Source organism: Streptomyces sp. SD15 (genome assembly GCF_054462255.1).
On record NZ_JBTLMO010000032.1, the window covers coordinates 77,926 to 98,841 of the forward strand.

Below are 20,916 nucleotides of genomic sequence, written 5' to 3' on the forward strand. Positions count from 1 at the left end.
GAGGAGCCCCCGTGCCCGAAGTCCTCAAAGCCCCCCTCGTCGTCGAGTTCCCCTTCACCCGCTCGCTCGGCCCCGTCCAGAGCGCCTTCCTCACCGGCCTGCGTGAACGCGTGGTGCTCGGGGTGCGGACGAGGGACGGCCGCACCCTCGTCCCACCCGTCGAGTACGATCCCGTCACCGCCGAGGACATCCGCGACCTCGTCGAGGTCGCCCCCACCGGCACCGTCACCACCTGGGCCTGGAACCATCAACCTCGCCGCGGCCAGCCCCTCGACACCTCCTTCGCCTGGGTCCTGGTCAAGCTCGACGGCGCCGACACCGCCCTGCTGCACGCTCTCGAAGCCCCCGGACCCGACGCCGTACGCACGGGCATGCGGGTCCGCGTCCGCTGGGCCGAGCAGCGCGTCGGCGCGATCACGGACATCGCCTGCTTCGAACCGTACGAGGGGGACCCACTCGAAACCGCCGGTCACGACGGCCGGTTCGAGGACATGGTGACCGGCATCGTCGCCCCCGCCCGCCTCGACTACGTCTACTCGCCCGGCCGCGCCCAGTCCGGCTACATCAACGCCCTCTCCGGCCGCCGGACCGTCGGCGAACGCTGCCCGTCCTGCCGCAAGGTGTACGTCCCGCCCAGGGGCGCCTGCCCCACCTGCGGTGTCGCCACATCCGAACAGGTGGAAGTGGGGCCACGCGGCACGGTGACGACGTACTGCATCGTCAACATCAAGGCGAAGAACCTCGACATCGAAGTGCCGTACGTCTACGCGCACATCGCCCTCGACGGCGCCGACCTCGCACTGCACGGCCGGATCGGCGGCATCCCCTACGACCAGGTGCGGATGGGCCTGCGGGTGGAGCCGGTATGGACGGACGGTGGTCGCTACCCGGACCACTACCGGCCGACCGGCGAGCCGGACGCGGACTACGAGACGTACAAGGAGCTGTTGTAGATGCTGCCCATCAGGGATGCCGCCGCCGTCAGGGATGCCGCCGCCGTCAGGGACGGCGCCGTGGTCAGGGACGGCGCCGTGGTCAGGGATGTCGCCGTCGTCGCCTTCGCGCAGACCGACCACCTGCGCACCACCGACGAGCTCTCCGAAGTGGAGATGCTCATGCCGGTGCTGCATGACGTCCTGGACCGGACCGGCCTGAAGACCGGCGACATCGGATTCACCTGCTCCGGCTCGACGGACTATCTCGCGGGCCGCGCCTTCTCCTTCACCATGGCGCTCGACGGGGTGGGCGCCTGGCCGCCGATCTCCGAGTCGCACGTCGAGATGGACGGGGCGTGGGCGCTGTACGAGGCGTGGACGAAGCTGCTGACCGGTGACGCCGACACCGCGCTCGTGTACGCGTACGGGAAGTCGTCGCCCGGCTCCGTGCGGGACGTGCTGACCCGGCAGCTCGACCCGTACTACGTGGCGCCCCTGTGGCCGGACTCGGTCGCGATCGCCGCACTTCAGGCGCAGGCGCTCATCGACGCGGGGGAGACCGACGAGCCCGCCCTCGCCGGCGTGGCGTCCCGCAGTCGCGCCTCCGCCGTCGCCAACCCGCATGCCCAGCTGAGGGGTTCGGTGGCGCAGGGCGACTACGTCGTACGCCCGCTGCGGACCGGCGACTGCCCGCCCATCGGCGACGGTGCCGCCGCCGTGATCCTCGCGGCGGGGGAGCGGGCCCGGGAACTGTGCGAACGGCCCGCGTGGATACGGGGGCTCGACCACCGCATCGAGGCACACGGCCTCGGCGTACGCGACCTGACCGACTCGCCGTCGACCCGCCTCGCCGCCGAAAAGGCCGGAGCCTTCGAACGGCCCGTCGACACCGCCGAGTTGCACGCACCTTTCACCTCGCAGGAGGTGGTCCTGCGCAAGGCGCTGCGGCTCGACGACGGGGTGCGCGTCAACCCCTCCGGGGGAGCGCTCGCCGCCAACCCGGTCATGGCCGCCGGACTCATCCGCATCGGCGAGGCCGCCGCCCGCATCCACAGAGGCGAGTCCGACCGGGCGCTCGCCCACGCCACGTCGGGGCCCTGCCTCCAACAGAACCTGGTCGCCGTACTCGAAGGGGATTCCCGATGAGCAAGGAGCCCGTGGCCGTCGTAGGCATCGGCCAGACCAAGCACGTGGCGGCCCGACGGGACGTGTCCATCGCGGGACTCGTGCGCGAGGCGGCGATGCGGGCCCTGGCGGACGCCGAGTTGACCTGGGCCGACATCGACGCCGTCGTCATCGGCAAGGCGCCCGACTTCTTCGAGGGCGTCATGATGCCGGAGCTGTACCTCGCCGACGCGCTCGGCGCCGTCGGCAAGCCGATGCTGCGGGTGCACACGGCGGGCTCCGTCGGCGGATCGACCGCGCTCGTCGCCACGAACCTCGTCGCGGGCCGTGTCCACGGCACCGTTCTGACCCTGGCCTACGAGAAGCAGTCCGAGTCGAACGCCATGTGGGGCCTGTCGCTGCCGATCCCCTTCCAGCAGCCGCTGCTCGCCGGGGCGGGCGGCTTCTTCGCGCCGCACGTTCGCGCGTACATGCGGCGCACCGGCGCGCCCGACACGGTCGGCTCGCTGGTCGCGTACAAGGACCGGCGCAACGCCCTCAAGAACCCGTACGCGCATCTCCACGAGCACGACATCACGCTGGCGAAGGTCCAGGCCTCGCCCATGCTGTGGGACCCGATCCGCTACTCGGAGACCTGCCCGTCCTCGGACGGCGCCTGCGCCATGATCCTCACCGACCGCGCGGGCGCGGCCCGCTCGCCGCGACCGCCCGCCTGGCTGCACGGCGGCGCGATGCGCAGCGAGCCGACCCTCTTCGCGGGCAAGGACTGTGTGTCGCCGCGGGCGGGCAAGGACTGCGCGGCCGATGTGTACCGCCAGGCGGGCATCGCGGACCCGCGCCGAGACATCGACGCCGTGGAAATGTACGTGCCCTTCTCCTGGTACGAGCCCATGTGGCTGGAGAACCTCGGCTTCGCCGACGAGGGCGAGGGCTGGAAGCTCACCGAGTCCGGCGTGACCGAGCTGGACGGTGACCTGCCCGTCAACATGTCCGGCGGGGTCCTCTCCACCAATCCGATCGGCGCCTCCGGCATGATCCGTTTCGCGGAAGCTGCGCTTCAGGTGCGCGGCCAGGCCGGAGAGCACCAGGTCGACGGGGCCCGCAGGGTGCTGGGACACGCCTATGGGGGCGGATCCCAGTTCTTCTCGATGTGGCTGGTCGGGGCCGCGCCGCCCACCTCCTGAAACCGTCCCCCTCACGTGGCCTGTCCGCCGCCGGAACCGATCGCTAGGCTGGCGGCGGACGACGAACCGGGAGGAGCAGGACGTGGCCGAGAGCACCATCGAGCAGCACCCGCTCGCGGGCTGGGACAAGCCGGAGCTGGACCTCAGCAACGCCGAATGGCAGTCCAGCAGCCGAGGGCGCGGAGACGTCCAGATCGCTTTTGTCGAGGGCTTCATCGCGATGCGCAACAGTGGCAGCCCCCAGAGCCCTTCCTTGATCTTCACACCCGCCGAGTGGGGCGCCTTCGTGTCGGGGGCGCGCGAAGGAGAGTTCGACCTCACCTGAGGTGATGCCTGTGACGGAAGTGAGTCCGGGGCCGGCGCCCGACCTGGGGCCGGCCCCGCAGGCTAATGGGTGCGAGTCCCTCTATCATTAACACCATGGAGGACTCGATCAGCGCGGACACCCGGCTCGCCCTCGACCTCGCACTCACCATCCGGCACGACGGAAACGGCGGGGTGGCCGACGATCTCACCGCACCCGGCGGGCTCACCGCCTGGGTTCAGGGGCACGGCGACCTGCTGCCGGGAGCCGACGGCTTCGTCGCCGACGCGGCGACCCTCGCCGCCGTCCGCGACCTGCGCGCCGCCGTCCGGGCCCTGTTCGCCCGCGCCGTTCGCCCCGACGAGCCGAGCCCGGCCGACGCCGCCCGGCTGCTGCCCGTACCGCAGGCCGTGGAGCGGCTGAACACCGCCGCCGCCCTCGCCCCGACCGTCCCCTTCCTCGCCTGGGCCGAGGGCGCCGATCCCGTCGTACGGCAGCAGCCGGTGCGCGGCGGCCGCGAGCTCACCGGGGCACTCGCCCGCGCCGCAGTCGCCTTCCTGGCGAGCGCCGACCGGGAGCGGCTGCGCGCCTGCCACGCGCCGCGCTGTGTGCGCTACTTCATCAAGGAACACCCGCGGCAGGAGTGGTGCACACCCTCGTGCGGAAACCGGGCCAGGGTCGCCCGCCATCACGAGCGGCACAAGAAGTCCGCGTAGGCCTCGGACACTGTGGAAGGTTCAGGCCGGAACGGCTCCCCGGTCGATGCCACGGGCGTACGCTGAGGTGCCTGGAGGTCACGGTACGCGCCCGCTCCCCGCGCGGGCCGCACCACCGTGGCCAGGGGGTGGAGCATGGGGCAGCGCGGCGCACGGAGCAGAAGGACACTCTTCGAACGGGAGAGTGAACTCGCCGCCGTCGAAGAGGCGTTGAGCGAGCTCACCGGCCTGCGCAGGGACGGCACCGAAGCGCCCCGGCGGCCCCGCGGAGCGCTCCTCGCCTTCGCAGGACGCGCCGGCATCGGCAAGACGACGCTTCTCGCCGAGGTACGACGTCGCGCCGCCGCCCAGGGCTGCGCCGTACTGTCCGCGCGCGGCGGCGAGCAGGAGCAGCGCGTCTCCTTCCATGTCGCCCGCCAGCTCCTGCAGCCCCAGCTCGCCGGCGTTCCTGAGGCCGAACTCCGCGCCTCACTGGGGAGTTGGTACGCGATCGTCGGCCCCGCACTCGGCCTGTGCGCGGCCCCGGAAGGCGCCCCGCCCGACCAACAGGGCCTGCGCGACGGCCTCGACTGGGTGCTCACCCACCTCGCCGTGCAGCGCGCCCCGATGGTGCTCGTCCTCGACGACGCGCACTGGGCCGACCCCGAGTCGCTGAGCTGGCTCGCCGCGTTCGCGCCGCGCGCCGAGGAACTGCCGCTGCTGCTCGTCGTCGCCTACCGGCCCGATGAACTCCCCGACCACGCCGAGTCGTTCAGGGGACTGCCCGGACGCGCAGGGCAGCGTCCCCTCGACCTCGAACCGCTCAGCGCCGTCGCCGTCGCCCGACTCGTGCGCGAGGATCTCGGCACCCAGGCCGACGACGCGTTCTGTCGCGAGTGCTGGGCGGTCACCGCGGGCAACCCGTTCGAGGCGGTCGAGCTGACCGCGAAGGTGCGCGACCGCGGACTGATCCCGACCGAAGCCGGAGCACACCTGCTGCGCGACCTGGCCGCCGCCGTCAAGGGCAGTGGCCTGATCGCCCGCCTCGAACGCCTCGGCACCTCGACCGTCCGCTTCGCCTGGGCGTGCGCCGTGCTCGGCACGGAGATCCAGCCGACCCTGGCCGCCGCCGTCGCGGGCCTCGGGTCCGAGGAGGCCGCCGACGCGGCGGACGCCTTGCGCGGCGCCCGTATCCTCACCGGCGCCGACACCCTGGAATTCGTCCACCCGCTCATCGCCACCGCCGTCTACCGCGCCATCCCCGGCGGAGTCCGGGTGGCCCTGCACGGCCAGGCCGCCTGGTGCGTCATCGACGAAGGGCTCGGCCCCTCCGCCGCCGCCCGCCACCTCATGGAGACCCACCCCGACAGCGACACCTGGGTCGTCCAGCAACTGCGCGCCGCCGCCCGTGAGACCCAGCGGGCCGGCGCCCCCGACGCCGCCCGCAGCTACCTCGCCCGCGCCCTGCGCGAACCGCCGCCCTTCGAACAACGGGCCGCGGTCCTCTACGAACTGGGCTGCGCCTCCCTGCTCACCGAACCGGCGACCACCGTCAACCACCTCCGTGCCGCCCTCGAAGAACCCATCGCCGCCCCCGAGCTGCGCCACCACATCGTCTACCGCCTCTCCCAGGTCCTCGCCCACAGCGACCGGCTCGCCGAGGCCTCGGAGACACTCGCCCGCGAGATCCGCGTGACCGGCGACGCCCGGGTGCGGCTGCGCATGCAGTCCGAACAGTTCATGTGGGACGCCTTCCGCGCCGACGAGCCCGACTCGCCCGCCCGGTCCCGCCGCCTGACCCGCCTCGCCGACCGGCTCACCGGCCGCGACCTCACCGAGCGCTACGTCATCGGCCTGCGCGCCTGGGACGCGACCCTGCGCGGGGAACCCGCCCACATCGCCCTCCACCACGCCGAACGCGCCCTCGCCGGCGGCCTCGGCTGGGCCGAGGCCGACCGCGGCTTCGAGGTGCCCGTCCTGGTCGCCCTCACCTTCATGTACGCCGACCGCCCGGGGCGTACCGAGGAACTTTTCGCCGCCGGAATCGCCGACTTCGAGGCCCAGGGCTGGCACGGCGCCCACCTCTCCTTCGGCTACACCATCCTCGGGTACGTCCGCTACCGCCGCGGCCGGCTCGCCGAGGCCGAGGACTTCGTCCGCGCGGGCCTCAGGCTCGCCGAGCGGGTCGGGCCCGGCACCCCTGTCCACTGGTACGCCGTCGGTACCCTCATCCAGATCCTGCTCGCCCGCGGCCGGATCACCGAGGCCGCGCAGATCGCCGAGGACTACGCGTTCGGGGCGCCGTTCCCGGCCGCCGTGACCTTCCCCGACGCCCAGACCGTGCACGGTGAACTGCTGCTCGCCCGCGGCCTCACCAAGGACGCCGCCGCCGAGCTGGCGGCGGCCGGGCGCCGCCTCGAGCCGCGCGGCATCCGCAACCCGTCCTGGTGCCCCTGGCAGCTGCACCTCGCCCGCGCCGAGAGCTACGACGCACCGGAACGCGCGGTCGTCACGGCACTCGAAGCGGTGAACCGCGCCCGCCAGTTCGGTGCCCCCTCAGCCGTCGGACAGGCGCTACGGGCCGCCGCCGAAGTCTCCTCGGGCGCCACCCGCGTCAAGCTGCTCGAAGAGTCCGTCGGCCACCTGGAGCGCTCCCCTGCCGCCTACGAACTGGCCTGCGCCCTGGTCGCCCTGGGCACCGAACTGCGCCGCTCGGGCCGCGCCAAGGAGGCGGCCGAGCAGCTCTACCGGGGGCTGGACGCGGCCGTGCAGTGCGGGGCCGACGGGCTCGTCGAAGCGGCCCGTGACGAGCTGGCAGCCGCCGGCCTGCGCCCACGCCGCCTGCACAGCACCGAGACCGACACCCTCACCGCCCGCGAACGCACGGCCGCCGCACTCACCGCCCGGGGCCGCGGCACCGGCCAGGTCGCCGCGGAACTGCACACCGACGAGCAGACCGTCGTCCGCCTGCTGTCAGCGGTCTACCGGAAGGTGGGCACGGACCGTACGGGGCTGGCGGCGGCGCTGGGCGAACAGGCGTCTCCATAGCCCCTCGCAGGGGGGCGCCCCCAGGGCCCGGTTCGCGGCCGGGCACGTACCATTGCGGCATGTCCTTCCTCCGTCGCCGCAGCGCCACGCCCGCCGGTCCCGATTTCGACGTTCTGGCCATGGATCCGGGCGACTGGCCGGGCAATCTCGGCGCGGGTCTGCTGCCCGCTCCCGACGGCAGCTGCCAGGGTGTCTTCCTGCGGTACGACCTGTTCGGCGGCCGCGGCCCCGCGATGATCATCGGCAATCTGCCGGAGGGCTCCCCGGCCCGTGAGGTCGCCGAGGGAGAGGTCCCCTTCGAGGTGGCCCAGCTGCTGCTCGCGCTGGAGAACGAGGAGGAGGTCACGGTCACCGGGATCGAGGACATGCCGGTGATGCAGGGTGACAACCTCCTGATCGTGCGCCGCCTCAAGCTCTCCGAGACCCGCATCTCGTGCGTGCAGTTCGACCGCAGCGACAAGGTGCTGGTGACCATCGCCGCCTGGGACCGCCCCATCACCGACGACCTGTACGCCCTGCTCAAGCCCCTGCCCCCGGAGCTCTTCCAGCAGGGCTGAGTCCCCGCCGGGTTCAGGCCGCGGGCCGCCGGCCGAGCGCCGGTCCGAGCTTGGTGGCGATGTCGGTGAGGATCTGCACGTAGTCGTCGTGGTCGAAGGTGAACGGTAGCGCGAACGCGACCTCGTCGACCTCCCGGAACGCGGCGTGGGCGTAGAGCCGTTCGGCGATCTGCTCCGAGGTGCCGACGAGGTCGGGCGCGAACATCATGCGCGCCGGACCTTGCGGAGCGGCGGTACGGGGCGTGCGCTTGCGGGCGTACTCCTCGTACTTCTCGCGCTGCTTCGGCGAGGCGCTGTCGGTGGGGATGACGACGAGTCCCTGGGAGACGCGGGCGCGGTCGCCGTCGGGGTGATGGGCGCGGAAGGTCCGGATGTGCGAGAGCTGGACCTCGGCGAAGTCCTCCGACTCCTCGGCCTTGACGACGCTGCTGGTCAGCAGGTTCATTCCGTGCTCGCCGGCCCACCGCGCCGACCGCAGACTGCCGCCGCCGTACCACATGCGGCGGCCCAGACCGGCGGCGTGCGGCTGGACCCGGTCGGCGAACACCTCGAAGCCCTCGACGCCGCTGAAGTCGGTGGCCGGTTTGCCGCGCACGAAGTCCAACAGCCGCTCCACCCGGGCGTAGCCGAAGTCCTCGATGTCGGCGGTGTCGGGGTAGAGCGCGTGCTTGACCTGGTCGTAGTGCATCGGCGGGCCGACACTGACCCCCGGATGGAGACGGCCCCCGGACAGGATGTCGACCGTCGCCAGGTCCTCGGCCAGCCGGAGCGGGTTCTCCCACCCCACCGGGATGACCGCCGTACCCAGTTCGATGCGGCTGGTGCGCTGCGAGGCCGCGGCCAGGACGGCGACGGGGGAGGAGATGCCGTACTGCAGATGCCGGTGCCGCACCCACGCACTGTCGAAGCCCAGCCGCTCACCCAGTTCGATGATCTCGAGCGTCGACTCGTGACCCCGGCGGGGATCGGACTCGTCGAACAGCCCGATGGTCAGGAAGCCCAGTTTCCGCAAGGGTGTCGAAGGCAGTGGCACAGGGCTCCTCCATCGTTCAGGCGTTCTCTGTCGAATGCCAGTGCTATACAGGTGTGGCGACCGTCACCCGATCAACACCGCAGCCCTGACGCGGCATTCCGCCGCACACCACCGGTGACAAGGAGTCCCGATGACCGGCGGTTCGCTGATCGTGGAGAGTCTGAAGGTCGGCACCCATCTCGAGGACCTGCGGATCGAGGCCCGGGAGATCCATCGGTTCCGCCCGCCGAACGTCGGGGCGGGGCAGCCGGGCATCTGGACGGTTGTCGAGTTCGGCGTGGCGGCGGAGCGCGCGGCGGAGGTCGCCGAGGCCATCTCGCACGCGTTGGACCAGCCCGGCTGGTAGGTGGACATGCGGTCCGCCGACGAGACGTTCGTGGTGTTCCTGGCGGGGCCGGGTCCGCTTTTCCGCGGACCCGGCTTCGGCGACCTATGTGCCCGAGTGCTTCACCGCCACGTCCGCCGCCCGCACGAACGCCACCCGGTGCCCGAACTGGATCTCGTAGTACATGTCCGTGCCGATCACGACCTTGTGCGGTGCCGTGTCGAAGGTCGGCGCGTAGTAGTACTCGCCCGGCACCTTGTCACCGGCCGCGTACTTCTGGCCTGCGAGCAGCTTGTACGGCAGGGGCGAGACCGACTGGACCGGTACGCCCGTCGGGTACGCCTCCTTCTCCGGGTAGGCACGTCCGTACACGGGGATCTGCGTGAGACCAGCCCTGGGCGTGACGACCAGCCCGGACGCGCTCACCGCGGTCGGCTGCTTCTTCGGGTTCTTGAACCACGCCTTCTGGCCCAGGTACCAGATCGCCGTCCAGTCGCCGTCACTTCCGGCGACCGCGTACTGCTGGCCGGTGGAGACGCGCGAACCGATGTCGTTCACATCGATCGTCGAGTCGTTCCCCGCCGGCCGTAGCCCGATGTCCTTGATCAGGGGCGAGCTCGCGTTCGGCAGGCTGTGGAGGCGCACCGCGCTGGAGCCGTGGACCGCACAGGGCTCGCCGTTGGTGACGCAGCCGGTGAATGCAGGCCGGTTGTCCGTGAAGTTCGGCAGCACGGTGACCAGCCCGTCGGCCGCCTTTCCCGTGGGCTTGAAGGGCTGGTCCAGCAGTGTGAAGTAGTGCTGCCAGTCCCAGTACGGGCCCGGGTCCGTGTGCATGCCGGGGATCGTCGACGTCGTCGGGCCGGGCACGGTGTCGTGCCCGAGGATGTGCTGCCGGTCCAGCGGAACGCCGTACTCCTTGGACAGGTACTTCACCAGTCGCGCCGAAGCCCGGTACATCGCCTCCGTGTACCAGGCGTCCGGCGAGGCGAGGAAGCCCTCGTGCTCAAGCCCGATCGACTTGGCGTTGACGTACCAGTTGCCCGCGTGCCAGGCCACGTCCTTCGCCTTCACATGCTGAGCGATGTGACCGTCGGTCGAGCGCAGGGTGTAGTTCCACGACACATAGGTCGGGTCCTGGACCAGGTTCAGAACACCGTCCCATTTGCCCTCCGTGTCATGGATGACGATGTACTTGATGCTCTGTGCGACGGGCCGGTCGCCGAGGTCGTGGTTTCCGTAGTCGCCGTCGCCGAACTCCTCGTACGGGGCGGGGATCCACTCGCAGGCCACGGTGGTCGGGCACTCCGTGTCCTTGGCGGAGACCGTACGCAGCCCCGCCCGCCCCAGTTGTGCCGTGTCCGGGCCGATCCCGGGCTGGGCGGTGAGCGCGACCTGCTGACCGGCGTCCGTGGTGCGCTCCGCGCCGTCGCGGATCACCTCGTAGACGTCATCGGCGTACGTCGCCGCGGTCGCGCTGTCGTCCGCGCCCGAGAACCGCGCCACCGCCCCGTACCAGTCGGCCGCGTCATCGCTCAGCGGCTCGCCGAGGTCCTGCTGCACGGCGGCGAGGAGCGCGGCGCCGCCCGCGATGTTCGCGGCCGCGTCCGTACGCAGCCGCTCGGCCGGGAGGCCGGTGAGCCCGGCCGCCTTCGGCAACGTCTTGAGCCGGGGCGGGAGTTGGGAATTCTCCGGCACCTTCGTGTCGGGGAGCAGGGCCGGACGCGAGCTGTCGCCGCGGGCATCCTCCAGGCCCTCGCTGTGGTGCGGTGCCTCGGCGATCGCGGTGCGTGCGTCGGTGAGGTGCATGGGGCCGTATCCGCCGCTGACGCTCGGCGCGCCGGCGTGCGCGTCCCAGCGGGACTGCAGATAGGAGACGCCGAGGAGGACGCTCAGCGGGACGTGGTACTCGGCGGCCGCGCCGGCGAAGGCCCGCTGCAGCTGTGCGGAGGAGGCCGGCGTGCCGCTGCCCGACGGTGCCGCGCCGAGCAGTGGCAGCAACAGTGCCGCCGAGGCGACGGCGCCCGCGGCCCTGCGTGCGCGTCTGTGCCCGGCGGTGGCCCGGGGGTCGGTGAAGGATCCTCGCAATGCAGCCTCCTGGGACGATCGAGCGCGGTGGGGCGTGCGGGAGAGCCGGACGTGGGTCAGTGGTATCGGCTCTCCGATGATCCGTCAATCATGCCCAGCTGCAGGTGATTTCCCATGTCAGTGAAGGGGCGAAGGGTTTTCGTGGCGGCGGTGGCGCGGCCTGCGAGGCGTCAGTGGAGTGGACCAGTGGGCTCGATCGAGTGAAGATCGTTTCTGGTGGGCATGGACGTGGACGTGGACGTGGACCGGGTCGGCCGGGCATGACGAAGGTCCGCGGTGCGCCGCTGTCCTGGGCGCACCGCGGACCTTCATCCCCCGTCAGCGAGTGCCGACCGCCGCTCGAACGGCCCTGCGGGCCATCTGGCAGTCGTCGTGAAGCCGCCGCAGCAGCAACCGCTGTTCCTCGCCGGACGGCGCGGCACCCGGGTGGGCCGGTCCCGGTGCAGCCGGGGTCGCGTCGTGCATCGAACGCTGTACGGCCGTCTCGTACGAACGGATCTCACGGGTCAGTACGAGCATCAGGTTCACCAGGAAAGCGTCGCGCGCCGCAAGCCCCGCCGACTGCGCGAGCTGACTGATCTGACGGCGCGCCACGGGAGCGTCACCGAGGACGGCCCACAGGGTCGCCAGGTCGTACCCCGGCAGATACCAGCCCGCGTGCTCCCAGTCCACCAGCACTGGACCGGCCGGTGAGAGCAGGATGTTCGACAGCAACGCGTCCCCGTGACAGAACTGGCCCATGCCCTGACGGCCCGCGGAGTGCGCGATGCCGTGCACCAGCTTCTGCAGATCGCCCATGTCCCGGTCCGTGAGCAGACCCAGCTCATGGAAACGGGAGATCCGCTCCGCGTAGTCCAGCGGGGCGTCGAACGTCCCCGCCGGCGGCCGCCACGCGTTCAGCCGACAGATCGCACCCAGTGCCGCCCGGATGTCCGCGCGGGGCGGGGCCTCGGTCGGATGCCGCTGGAGCGCGGCCACCCGTCCTGGCATCCGCTCGATCACGAGGGTGCAGTTGTCCGGGTCCGCCGCGATCAGTCGGGGCACCCGGACCGGCGGCCGATGCCGCACGAACGAGCGATATGCAGCTATTTCGTGCCGGATCCGCTCGGCCCAGATCGGGGATTGGTCCAGTAAACACTTGGCGACGGCCGTGCTGCGCCCTGTCGTGCCGACAAGGAGCACGGAGCGCCCGCTGCGGCGCAGCACCTGGACCGGAGCGAACTCCGGACAGATCCGGTGCACCGACGCGATCGCCGTGCGCAGCTGCGCGCCCTGGGGGCCGGACAAGTCGAGTCTCCCGCTGAGCGGTTGAGTGCCGAGCCCCGGAACGCGCCGCGCCCTGCCGGCGCCGAGCACGGGGGCCGCGGGCCGCGCGGGGTCGAGGTAGGGGCCGCTGCCCGCCGCCGGGCGGGGGTGCAGCGACCGGGGCGGAGCGGACACGGAGGACGATGCTGTGTACATGGGCGATACAGATCCCTTCGTGTGCCTGCAAGTTGCTGCGCTACCCGGCCCGGTCCCCCTGGTGCACCCTGGGGAGTGTTCCTGTGGCAACCGGGTCGGGGTGGCGCGTTCCTACCTGACACCCGACGCTCCGTGGCACACCATCTGGCGCACCCTGGCGAACCCTGGCGAATAGTCGCTCAGCAACTGACAGAGGGTTACTGTCAACTCAGCCGAGAACCTGGGGGCTTGACGTGAACGGACAACCCAACACTCGTCTGTCGGACCTGTTCGGCCTGGTCGGCTGGTCCAAGGGCGAACTCGCGAGGCTGGTCAACAAGCAGGCGGCGGCCATGGGTCACCCCCAGCTGGCGACCGACACCTCTCGGGTGCGGCGTTGGATCGACATGGGAGAGATCCCGCGCGATCCGGTTCCGCGAGTGCTGGCAGCGCTGTTCACCGAGCGTCTCGGCCGTGTCGTGACCATCGAGGACCTCGGTCTGGTGCGGCACGGGCGTGTGGGTAAACGGCCGGGCGGCGGGAGTGTGGAGCATCCCGACGGAGTGCCGTGGGCGCCCGAGCGAACCGCTGCGGTCCTCACCGAATTCACGGGAATGGACCTCATGCTCAACCGACGCGGCTTGGTGGGCGCGGGCGCCGCGCTCGCCGCGGGATCCGCACTCAGCAGTGCCATGCACGATTGGCTGCACACCGATCCGGCCTTCGCGGCCGACGCCCCTGATCTCGACCATCCCCTGCACGCCGACCCCGCTGGGTTCGACCGCTATGAGGCCGCCCCCATCGGGTCGCAGGAGATCGAGGAACTGGAGCGCTCGGTCGAGGTGTTCCGGGCCTGGGACGCGGCCCGCGGCGGCGGGCTGCAACGCAAGGCCGTGGTGGGCCAGCTCAACGAAGTGGGAGGAATGCTCTCCTACCGACACCCCGACCATCTGCAGCGGCGCCTGTGGGGCGTCGCCGCCAATCTCGCCGTGCTGGCGGGCTGGATGTCGCACGACATCGGCCTGGAGCCCACGGCTCAGAAGTACTTCGTCATCGCCGCCCACGCGGCACGAGAAGGCGGTGACCGGCCCCGCGCCGGGGAGGCGCTCTCCCGCGCCGCCCGTCAGATGGTGCACCTGGGCCGGCCCGACGACGCCCTGGACCTGATGAAGCTCGCCAAGTCGGGCTCGGGTTCCGAGACCCTGCCGCGCACCCGCGCCATGCTCTACACGATCGAGGCCTGGGCACAGGCGTCGATGGGCAAGGGCCAGGCCATGCGGCGCACCCTGGGCGAGGCGGAGGATCTCTTCGTCTCCGACAAGGGTGATGTGCCACCGCCGAGCTGGATGCAGATGTTCGACGAGGCGGACATGCACGGCATGCAGGCCCTGGCCTACCGGACGCTCGCGGAGCACGACCCGGCCGCGGCGACCACGGCGCAACGCCACGCCAAGGAGGCGCTGGAGCTGCGGGCGAACGGGCGGCAGCGGTCGCAGATCTTCGACTGGCTGTCCCTGGCCTCGGCGTGCTTCATCGCGGACGACCCCGAGCAGGCGGACCGCTATGCGCGACTGGCCCTGGTGTCGATGGGAGCGAACTCCTCCCACCGCACCTGGGACCGGCTGCGCGAGATGTACCGGCTCACCGCTCATTACTCCAGCTATCCGAGGATCCACGAATTGCGTGAGGAGATCGAACTCGCCCTTCCCAAGGTCTCGTTGAGGCCGAGGGGTGGGAGCAGCGCGCGGGCGTGAGCGGCCCGTGACAGCAATCTTCAGGGGCCACCCGTGACAGCATCTGCGGGCGGCATGTGACAGCAACTCCAGGGGTCAGGTGTCGACCCTGGCGATGAGCACGCAGGCGTCGTCCTCGCGCTCGGTCTCGCCGAATTCCTCAACAACCGTCCGTACGCAGTCCTGGGCCGTGCGGGCTCCGCGAAAGCGCGGGGCCAGGTCGAGCAGCCTCTGGACGGCCGCCGCTTCTCCCCCACTCTCGGCTTCTCCCCCACTCTCGGCTTCGCTCGAGCGGGGGGACCCCCATGAGCGGGGGGACCCCCATCGCCGCGGGATCAGTCCGTCCGTGTGCAGGAGCAACAGGTCGCCGTCTTCAAGGGTTTCTTCGGCCTGCCCATAGGCGGCACCCGAGGTCGCTCCGAGCAGCACGCCGTCCGGCGCCGCCAGCATGCGCCCCGTCCCGTTGCGGAACAGCAGCGGGGCGGGGTGCCCTGCCTGCGCCCAGGTGAGGGTGCGGGTCCCCGGCCGGTAGCGGCAGCAGACGGCGCTGCCCAGGGCCGGTTGTACGGCAGCGTCGAGCAACTGGTTCAGCCAAGACATGAGTTGGCCCGGCTGGGTGCCCGCGACGGCCATGCCGCGCAGGGCGCCGAGCAGCATCGCCATGCCCGAGGCCACGGTGACGCCGTGTCCGGTGAGGTCGCCGACGCTCAACAGGGTTTCCCCATTGGGCAGTTCCATCGCGTCGTACCAGTCCCCGCCGATCAGTGAGGTGGTCGACGAGGGCAGATAGTGGGTGGCGATGTCCAGGGTGTCGGGGCCCCGCTGCGGGAATCGCAGGGAACCGCGCCAGGGTGGGAGCACGGCCTCCTGCAACTCGACCGCGAGTCGGCGCTCGGTCTGCGCGAGATGGCGGTGGTGTTGCAGCGAGTCATGGCTCTCACTCACCGTCCGCTGGCTGCGCCGCAGTTCGCTGACGTCGCGCAGCACGGCCCACATCGAGGCGGTGCTGCCGTCGGCGTCGAGCACCGGCTCGCCCATCATGTGCACGGTCCGCACACCGCCGTCGGGGCACACTATGCGGAACTCTCCGTCGATGGGCTTCGCGTCGATGAGGCAGTCCGTGACCATCGCCGTCAGCGTCGGCCGGTCCTCGTCGAGTACCAGCGAGGGCAGTTCGTCGAGGGTGAGTGGGGGAGCGGCGGGGTCGCGGCCCAGGATCTGGTACAGCTCACCGGACCAACTGGCCTCGTCCGTCAGCAGGTTCCACTCGGCACTGCCGACCCGGCTGAGCAGTGAAGCGCGCCGGGGCGCGGCCGGCACGGCTCGGGCGGCGGGTACGCCGGCTGGTTTGCCGGGCACCGCCGGCGGTCCGTCCCGCAGCTGGCCCAAGTGCTCGTCGAGGTCGTCGAGTTGATGCATCGCCAGGTCGCACAGAGCGCGCTGCCAGCGCCCCTGGGGATCCGTGCCGTCGAGGGGCGCGTCGCGTCGTACGGCGTCCACCTCGCCGCGGAGCTGCCGCGTCTGCGAAATGAGCGCGTCGACCGTGCCGCGCGGGGGCGGCTGGGCGGCTGGGCGATCCGCAGAGAGATGGGACGGCATGACGCACTCCGATGCGGGGACGGTACGACCAAGGCAGGCTGGCGGAAGGACCGTTACGACTGTTGCACAGCCTGCGACGCCCTGTAAGGGATTTGGCAACACACGATCCGGTGGTGCTTCTGGCATATGCCTGAGTCCACTCGGCCGGGCCGACCGGGATCGATTCGGTACATGGGTGAAGTGGTCAAGTCGTAGAAAACATACGCGACTTGTCGGGCTGTGGAGGTAGCCGCACCCCGCGTTGACTCGTGTGTTCGACGGGCGTATGTGCGGGGCGCCTGTGGATCGCCCGCCCGGTGTCAGAACGACTGGACAAAATCTCGTACCTCCTCTTCATAGAAGAGGGTGGGATCGATGCCCATGGAGGTGAAGTTGCCCTCGATCTCCAGGCTTACCAGACCGTGCAGATGGGCCCACAGCATGGTCGTCCGTGCCGCGACCGCCGCCGACACGCCTTCGATGGCGTGCCGCTTCATCCACTCCCCGAACTGGGGTCGAGGGCCCTCCGGGAGCGCCGTGTCCGACGCCGCGAGGGCGCTCGCCACGGTCAGTACGACGTTCATGGCCGGCTGGGAGGCGTCGACCAGGCTCGTGGACTGTGCGTCGTAGCCCGCCAGCGGTGCCCGGAACAGCAGTCGGTAGCGGTGCGGCTCGGTCCGTGCCCAGTCGCGGTAGGCCCGCACGACCGCGGCCAGGCGTGCCGCCGCGTGCCCCTTGGTGTCGCCGGCCGCGCGGGCGAGGGCGGCCGCGAGGTCCCCGTAGGCGTCGATGACCAGCTCGGTCAGCAGGCTGTCCCGGTTGGCGAAGTAGCGGTAGAGCGCGGGGCCGGTCATGCCCAGCTGCTTGGCGATGGCGTTGAGGGACAGGGCCTCCGGGCCGCCCTCGGCCAGCTGCCGGAGGGCGGCGGCCTTGACCTCCTGCCGTACCTGCGCTCGGAACCGATCGCGCGGGCCCGGTCCCGTTCGGCTCTTTGGGGTCATGTCATCGCCTCTTCGTCCGCTGGGCAAGCTCAGTTAGAGCCTATCACGAACGCGAGAATGCCTAGTGAAGGGACGGCGGCGGACACCCCGCGGGTTCGCGTACGCGTCGAGCGTCAGCGGCTGATGTCCCGGTACAACTCCGGACGCGGGGCGAGTTCGACGGCCACCCGGCCGTCCGTCCGCTGCGCCCGGACCCCCGCCTCGGCGACGGCGGACGCCGCGTATCCGTCCCAGGCGCTGGGCCCGGTGACCCGGCCCTCCCGGGTGGCGTCCACCCATGCCTGCACCTCGCGGTCGTAGGCGTCGGCGAATCGTACGAGGTAGTCCTGCGCCACCACCTCGGACGCACTGCCCGCCGCCGTCACGACCATCGTGTGCTCGTCCCCGATCCGGGCGCTCCCCGACTCACAGACCGCCTCGCACCGCACCTGGTAGCCGAAGCCGGAGTTGACGAAGACCTCGACGTCGACCAGGGCGCCGTCCGCGGTCTCGAACAGCACGAATTGGGGATCGACGAGGCCCTGCGGGGCGTGCGAGGACGATTGCGGGCGCAGCACGGTGACCGCCGTGAGCTCCTGGTTCAGCAGCCAGCGCGCCGCGTCGATCTCGTGCGAGACGGAGCTGTTGACCAGCATCGCCGTGGTGAAGTCGGGCGGGGAGGAGACATTGCGGTGCGTGCAGTGGAGCATCAGCGGACGGCCCAACCGGCCGCTGTCCAGCAGGGACTTGAGCCGCTGGTACTCGGCGTCGTAACGGCGCATGAAGCCGACCTGCACCAGTCGCCGCCCGAGCCGCGCCTCGGCTTCCACCACCCGCAGTGCCCCGGCGGATTCCGGAACCATCGGCTTCTCGCACAGGACCGGCAGGCCGCGCTCGAAGGCCGCGAGCAGCGCCTCCTCGTGCGCGGGCCCGGGGGAGGCGATCAGCACGGCCCGCACGCCGGGTGCGTCGAGCGCGGCCGTCATCTCCGTGTGCACCGTGACGCCGTCGATCCCGGCCACGGCCTCCTTGGCGCGGCCGATGTCGGGATCGGCCACCGCCGCGACCCGAGCGCCGCTCACCGCCCGATCGATCCGCCGTATGTGGTCGGCCCCCATGTGGCCCGCGCCCAGGACCGCCACACCCAACAGCTCACTCATGCGCCCACCTCTCGACCGAAAGCTCTCGGCCGAAAGCTACCCAGGTGAGGGTCGGGCGGAGAATGCCGGGGGAGGGGCGGCGAGATCAGTAGCGCAGCACCCCGGCGATGCCTTTCGCGTCGCCGAGACTTCCGTCGGGGACGAAGCGGACCTCGGCACCGGTCTCCAGACACTGTTCGACGATCTCGTCGACGATGTCCTCGCGGGCGTCCAGGTCACCGCTCTCGGCCGGGACGAGATGGTCGCCGCCGTCGTCGCGTACCGTCTCGCGGTAGTTCTCCTCCACTGCCAGCAGCCGGATCCGGCCCTGGGAGGCGTTCTGCCACACCTCGTCGACTCCGGCGGCGAACGATTTGCGTCCACGGGCCGTTTCGAGCTCGCGGGCGACCGCGTCGGTGTTCTTCGTCTCCTCGGTGGTGACGACGGGACGTACCGCCTGCCATACGGCGTCGGGAGTGCCGTTCGCGAGGCCGCCGTGCGGGATGTGCGTCGCGTCCTTGGCGACCGTGCCGATCTCGTCCAGGCAGGAGAGCGCGGCGGTCTCACCGGTGATGTACAGCGGCCGAGGGCTCTCGCGCAGGACGGCGCTCATGGCGGTGTCGGCGTCGCGCAGGAAGCGGCGGGTGCCCTCGTCGCGGAAGGTGCTCGGCAGATCGCCGATGCGCTCCTGGCGCTCGGCGTCGAAGTTCTCGACGCCTCGGGTCAGCGGAAAGCCGCCCGAGTGGTCCTCGACGACATGGCCGGCGCCGCCGTTCCACAGCGTCACCCGGTCGGCCGACACCGAGAGCACCCAGAAGGGCCGCTCCGAGACCTGCGCGGCGACGAGATTACGGGTCAGGAAGGTGTCCGACAGCACCACGCGTTCGGGCACGGCGCGGGCCAGCGACCACACCTGGTGCTCACCGGGCGCGGCGAAGATCGCCAGGCCGTCCTCGGCGTGCGACAGGTCGACCTCCGCCAGCGCCAGATCGAGCTGCCGGACGAGGTCGGTGCGCCGCTCGCGGGTGACCGCAGGATCGGTTTCGATCTGCTTCTTGGCCTCGGCCACGACATTGCGCAGCCGGACCGGATCCTGGGCGTTGTCGGGCTCGCGGCGGTGCGTCGGCGTCAGCACGGAAACTGCGGGATAGGGCCGCGGCCGACGCAGCTCGGAAAGGGTTGCGGGACTGAGAGCGTGCTCCATAACTGCACCATAGGACTGATTTGCATTTCGGGCATTTGGGGCAATTGATTGCTAGTGTCGCTGGGATCGCCAGGCATGCTCCCGACCCCGCCGTAGGACGCCCATGACGCAGTCCGAGAAGCCTCTGCCGCAAGCGGACACCGGCCCCCGGGTACCCGCCGCCAAACTGACCCTGCTGACGCTCACGACGATGGTCGTCGGTTCGATGGTCGGGGCAGGTGTCTTCTCTCTGCCCAGCCGCTTCGCCCAGGAGACGGGCGTGGCAGGGGCGCTGATCGCCTGGGCCGTGGCCGGCACCGGCATGCTGATGCTCGCCTTCGTCTTCCAGCGGCTGGCGATCCGCCGGCCCGACCTCGACGCGGGCGTGTACGCGTACGCCAAGGCAGGCTTCGGTGAGTACCTGGGCTTCTTCGCGGCGTTCGGCTACTGGGCCAGCGCCTGCGTCGGCAACGTGACGTACTGGGTGCTCATCATGTCGACCGTCGGAGCTGTCGCACCGGCGCTGGGCGAGGGCGACACCGTGCTCGCGCTGGTGCTCTCCTCGGTCGGCCTGTGGGCGTTCTTCTTCGTCATCCGCCGCGGGGTGAAGGAGGCCGCGGCCATCAACCGGATCGTCACCGTGGCCAAGGTCGTGCCGATCCTCGTCTTCGTCGTCCTGGCGCTCTTCTACCTGGATCCCCAGGTCTTCGCCGAGAACTTCGGCGGCGCCGACTACGCCGGTTCGCTCTTCCAGCAGGTCAAGGGCACCATGCTGGCCACGGTCTTCGTGTTCCTCGGGGTGGAGGGCGCGAGCGTGTACTCGCGGCACGCCAAGCGCCGCGAGGACGTCGGCCGCGCGACCGTCCTCGGCTTTCTGAGCGTCTTCGCCGTCTTCGCCTCGGTCACCATCGTCTCGTACGGGATCATGCCGATGGGCGAGATCGCCGAGCTGCGGCAGCCCTCGATGGCCGGAGTCCTGGAGCACGCGGTCGGCAACTGGGGTCAGGTCTTCGTCAGCGTCGGCCTGATCGTCTCGGTGCTCGGCGCCTATCTCGCCTGGACCCTGATGGCCGCCGAGGTGCTCTTCGTCGCCGCCAAGGACGAGGACATGCCCCGCTTCCTGGGCCGCTCCACCCCCGCCGATGTGCCTGTGGCCGCCCTGCTGATGACCACGCTGCTGACCCAGGTCGTGCTGGTCGTCACGCTGTTCTCCGACGACGCCTTCAACTTCGCGCTCGACCTGACCAGCGCGCTGACCCTGATCCCGTTCCTGCTGGCGGCGGCGTTCGCCGTGAAGATCGCCGGAGTGGACCGTGGCAGAGACCTCGTCATCGCTCTGCTCGCCACCGTCTACACCGCGTTCCTCCTCTACGCGGCCGGACTGAAGTACCTCCTCGTCTCCTTCATCATCTACGCGCCCGCCACGGTCCTGTTCGTGATGGCCCGTCGGGAGCAGGGCAGACGGCTGTTCTCACCCCGTGAACTCGTCGTGCTCGCCGTTTCGGTCGCCGGCGCGGCCGTGGGGATCGTCGCCCTGGCGCTGGGTTGGATCAGCCTCTGACCTGTTCGGCT

The 20,916-nt window shown here is 71.0% G+C and carries 17 protein-coding genes; 10 read left to right on the forward strand and 7 right to left on the reverse strand.

From position 1 onward, the window contains the following. Window positions 1-11 precede the first annotated feature (11 nt). From ACX28W_RS28115 to ACX28W_RS28145, 7 genes are all read left to right on the forward strand, one after another. Window positions 12-953 carry a Zn-ribbon domain-containing OB-fold protein gene (locus tag ACX28W_RS28115; RefSeq protein ID WP_459002404.1) on the forward strand — a complete coding sequence of 314 codons (942 nt, stop codon included), beginning with the start codon at window positions 12-14 and terminating at the stop codon, window positions 951-953. Window positions 954-1,031: 78 nt separating this feature from the next. Beyond that, complete coding sequence (locus ACX28W_RS28120; protein ID WP_459002445.1) at window positions 1,032-2,081, forward strand: thiolase domain-containing protein; 1,050 nt, start codon at window positions 1,032-1,034, stop codon at window positions 2,079-2,081. After that, window positions 2,078-3,244: a thiolase domain-containing protein gene (locus ACX28W_RS28125; RefSeq protein ID WP_459002406.1), complete on the forward strand. Its 1,167-nt coding sequence runs from the start codon at window positions 2,078-2,080 to the stop codon at window positions 3,242-3,244. Before ACX28W_RS28120 ends, ACX28W_RS28125 begins: the two co-directional genes overlap by 4 nt. Window positions 3,245-3,326: 82 nt before the next feature. Continuing rightward, window positions 3,327-3,569 carry a DUF397 domain-containing protein gene (locus ACX28W_RS28130; protein WP_351122882.1) on the forward strand — a complete coding sequence of 81 codons (243 nt, stop codon included), beginning with the start codon at window positions 3,327-3,329 and terminating at the stop codon, window positions 3,567-3,569. A 95-nt stretch (window positions 3,570-3,664) separates the two neighbouring features. Further along, the gene (locus tag ACX28W_RS28135) at window positions 3,665-4,264 is read left to right on the forward strand and encodes a CGNR zinc finger domain-containing protein (RefSeq protein ID WP_459002408.1); all 600 of its coding nucleotides are present in this window, start codon (window positions 3,665-3,667) and stop codon (window positions 4,262-4,264) included. A 135-nt stretch (window positions 4,265-4,399) separates the two neighbouring features. Then, the gene (locus ACX28W_RS28140; RefSeq protein ID WP_459002410.1) at window positions 4,400-7,291 is read left to right on the forward strand and encodes an ATP-binding protein; all 2,892 of its coding nucleotides are present in this window, start codon (window positions 4,400-4,402) and stop codon (window positions 7,289-7,291) included. A gap of 59 nt (window positions 7,292-7,350) precedes the next feature. Beyond that, complete coding sequence (locus ACX28W_RS28145; RefSeq protein WP_362075528.1) at window positions 7,351-7,848, forward strand: hypothetical protein; 498 nt, start codon at window positions 7,351-7,353, stop codon at window positions 7,846-7,848. 13 nt (window positions 7,849-7,861) lie between these two features. Here ACX28W_RS28145 and ACX28W_RS28150 read toward each other — a convergent pair whose 3' ends face one another. Then, a complete protein-coding gene (locus tag ACX28W_RS28150) occupies window positions 7,862-8,881 on the reverse strand; it encodes an LLM class flavin-dependent oxidoreductase (RefSeq protein ID WP_459002411.1) in 1,020 nt (339 codons plus the stop codon). Window positions 8,882-9,011: 130 nt separating this feature from the next. Here ACX28W_RS28150 and ACX28W_RS28155 point away from each other — a divergent pair, with 130 nt between their 5' ends. Beyond that, complete coding sequence (locus ACX28W_RS28155) at window positions 9,012-9,227, forward strand: hypothetical protein (protein ID WP_459002413.1); 216 nt, start codon at window positions 9,012-9,014, stop codon at window positions 9,225-9,227. Window positions 9,228-9,311: 84 nt separating this feature from the next. On the opposite strand, the gene ACX28W_RS28160 is transcribed toward ACX28W_RS28155, so the two are convergent. Together ACX28W_RS28160 and ACX28W_RS28165 are read right to left on the reverse strand one after the other, a co-directional pair. Next, the gene (locus ACX28W_RS28160; protein WP_459002415.1) at window positions 9,312-11,291 is read right to left on the reverse strand and encodes an N-acetylmuramoyl-L-alanine amidase; all 1,980 of its coding nucleotides are present in this window, start codon (window positions 11,289-11,291) and stop codon (window positions 9,312-9,314) included. Between the two features lie 318 nt (window positions 11,292-11,609). After that, entirely contained in the window at window positions 11,610-12,752 is a 1,143-nt protein-coding gene (locus ACX28W_RS28165) for an aminoglycoside phosphotransferase family protein (RefSeq protein WP_459002417.1), read from the reverse strand. A gap of 233 nt (window positions 12,753-12,985) precedes the next feature. On the opposite strand from ACX28W_RS28165, the gene ACX28W_RS28170 reads away from it, so the two are divergent. Further along, window positions 12,986-14,485: a DNA-binding protein NsdB gene (locus ACX28W_RS28170; RefSeq protein ID WP_459002418.1), complete on the forward strand. Its 1,500-nt coding sequence runs from the start codon at window positions 12,986-12,988 to the stop codon at window positions 14,483-14,485. A gap of 75 nt (window positions 14,486-14,560) precedes the next feature. On the opposite strand, the gene ACX28W_RS28175 is transcribed toward ACX28W_RS28170, so the two are convergent. From ACX28W_RS28175 to ACX28W_RS28190, 4 genes are all read right to left on the reverse strand, one after another. Next, a complete protein-coding gene (locus tag ACX28W_RS28175; protein WP_459002420.1) occupies window positions 14,561-16,063 on the reverse strand; it encodes a PP2C family protein-serine/threonine phosphatase in 1,503 nt (500 codons plus the stop codon). Window positions 16,064-16,362: 299 nt separating this feature from the next. Next, window positions 16,363-17,043 carry a TetR/AcrR family transcriptional regulator gene (locus ACX28W_RS28180; protein WP_459002422.1) on the reverse strand — a complete coding sequence of 227 codons (681 nt, stop codon included), beginning with the start codon at window positions 17,041-17,043 and terminating at the stop codon, window positions 16,363-16,365. A 113-nt stretch (window positions 17,044-17,156) separates the two neighbouring features. Then, window positions 17,157-18,182, reverse strand: a complete 1,026-nt coding sequence (locus ACX28W_RS28185) for a Gfo/Idh/MocA family protein (RefSeq protein ID WP_459002423.1) — start codon at window positions 18,180-18,182, stop codon at window positions 17,157-17,159. An 85-nt stretch (window positions 18,183-18,267) separates the two neighbouring features. Further along, on the reverse strand, window positions 18,268-19,365 hold the full coding sequence (locus tag ACX28W_RS28190) for a baeRF3 domain-containing protein (protein ID WP_459002425.1): 1,098 nt from the start codon (window positions 19,363-19,365) through the stop codon (window positions 18,268-18,270). Window positions 19,366-19,468: 103 nt separating this feature from the next. On the opposite strand from ACX28W_RS28190, the gene ACX28W_RS28195 reads away from it, so the two are divergent. Next, the gene (locus tag ACX28W_RS28195; RefSeq protein ID WP_459002427.1) at window positions 19,469-20,905 is read left to right on the forward strand and encodes a basic amino acid/polyamine antiporter; all 1,437 of its coding nucleotides are present in this window, start codon (window positions 19,469-19,471) and stop codon (window positions 20,903-20,905) included. The last annotated feature ends 11 nt before the right edge of the window (window positions 20,906-20,916 follow it).

What these genes read in the sequence shown, in the direction of transcription:
- ACX28W_RS28155 (WP_459002413.1), top strand. Translation starts at nt 9,012, where the DNA reads ATGACCGGCGGTTCGCTGATCGTGGAGAGTCTGAAGGTCGGCACCCAT.
- ACX28W_RS28175 (WP_459002420.1), bottom strand. Translation starts at nt 16,063, where the DNA reads ATGCCGTCCCATCTCTCTGCGGATCGCCCAGCCGCCCAGCCGCCCCCG.
- ACX28W_RS28140 (WP_459002410.1), top strand. Translation starts at nt 4,400, where the DNA reads ATGGGGCAGCGCGGCGCACGGAGCAGAAGGACACTCTTCGAACGGGAG.
- ACX28W_RS28145 (WP_362075528.1), top strand. Translation starts at nt 7,351, where the DNA reads ATGTCCTTCCTCCGTCGCCGCAGCGCCACGCCCGCCGGTCCCGATTTC.
- ACX28W_RS28195 (WP_459002427.1), top strand. Translation starts at nt 19,469, where the DNA reads ATGACGCAGTCCGAGAAGCCTCTGCCGCAAGCGGACACCGGCCCCCGG.
- ACX28W_RS28135 (WP_459002408.1), top strand. Translation starts at nt 3,665, where the DNA reads ATGGAGGACTCGATCAGCGCGGACACCCGGCTCGCCCTCGACCTCGCA.
- ACX28W_RS28185 (WP_459002423.1), bottom strand. Translation starts at nt 18,182, where the DNA reads ATGAGTGAGCTGTTGGGTGTGGCGGTCCTGGGCGCGGGCCACATGGGG.
- ACX28W_RS28180 (WP_459002422.1), bottom strand. Translation starts at nt 17,043, where the DNA reads ATGACCCCAAAGAGCCGAACGGGACCGGGCCCGCGCGATCGGTTCCGA.
- ACX28W_RS28125 (WP_459002406.1), top strand. Translation starts at nt 2,078, where the DNA reads ATGAGCAAGGAGCCCGTGGCCGTCGTAGGCATCGGCCAGACCAAGCAC.
- ACX28W_RS28190 (WP_459002425.1), bottom strand. Translation starts at nt 19,365, where the DNA reads ATGGAGCACGCTCTCAGTCCCGCAACCCTTTCCGAGCTGCGTCGGCCG.
- ACX28W_RS28165 (WP_459002417.1), bottom strand. Translation starts at nt 12,752, where the DNA reads ATGTACACAGCATCGTCCTCCGTGTCCGCTCCGCCCCGGTCGCTGCAC.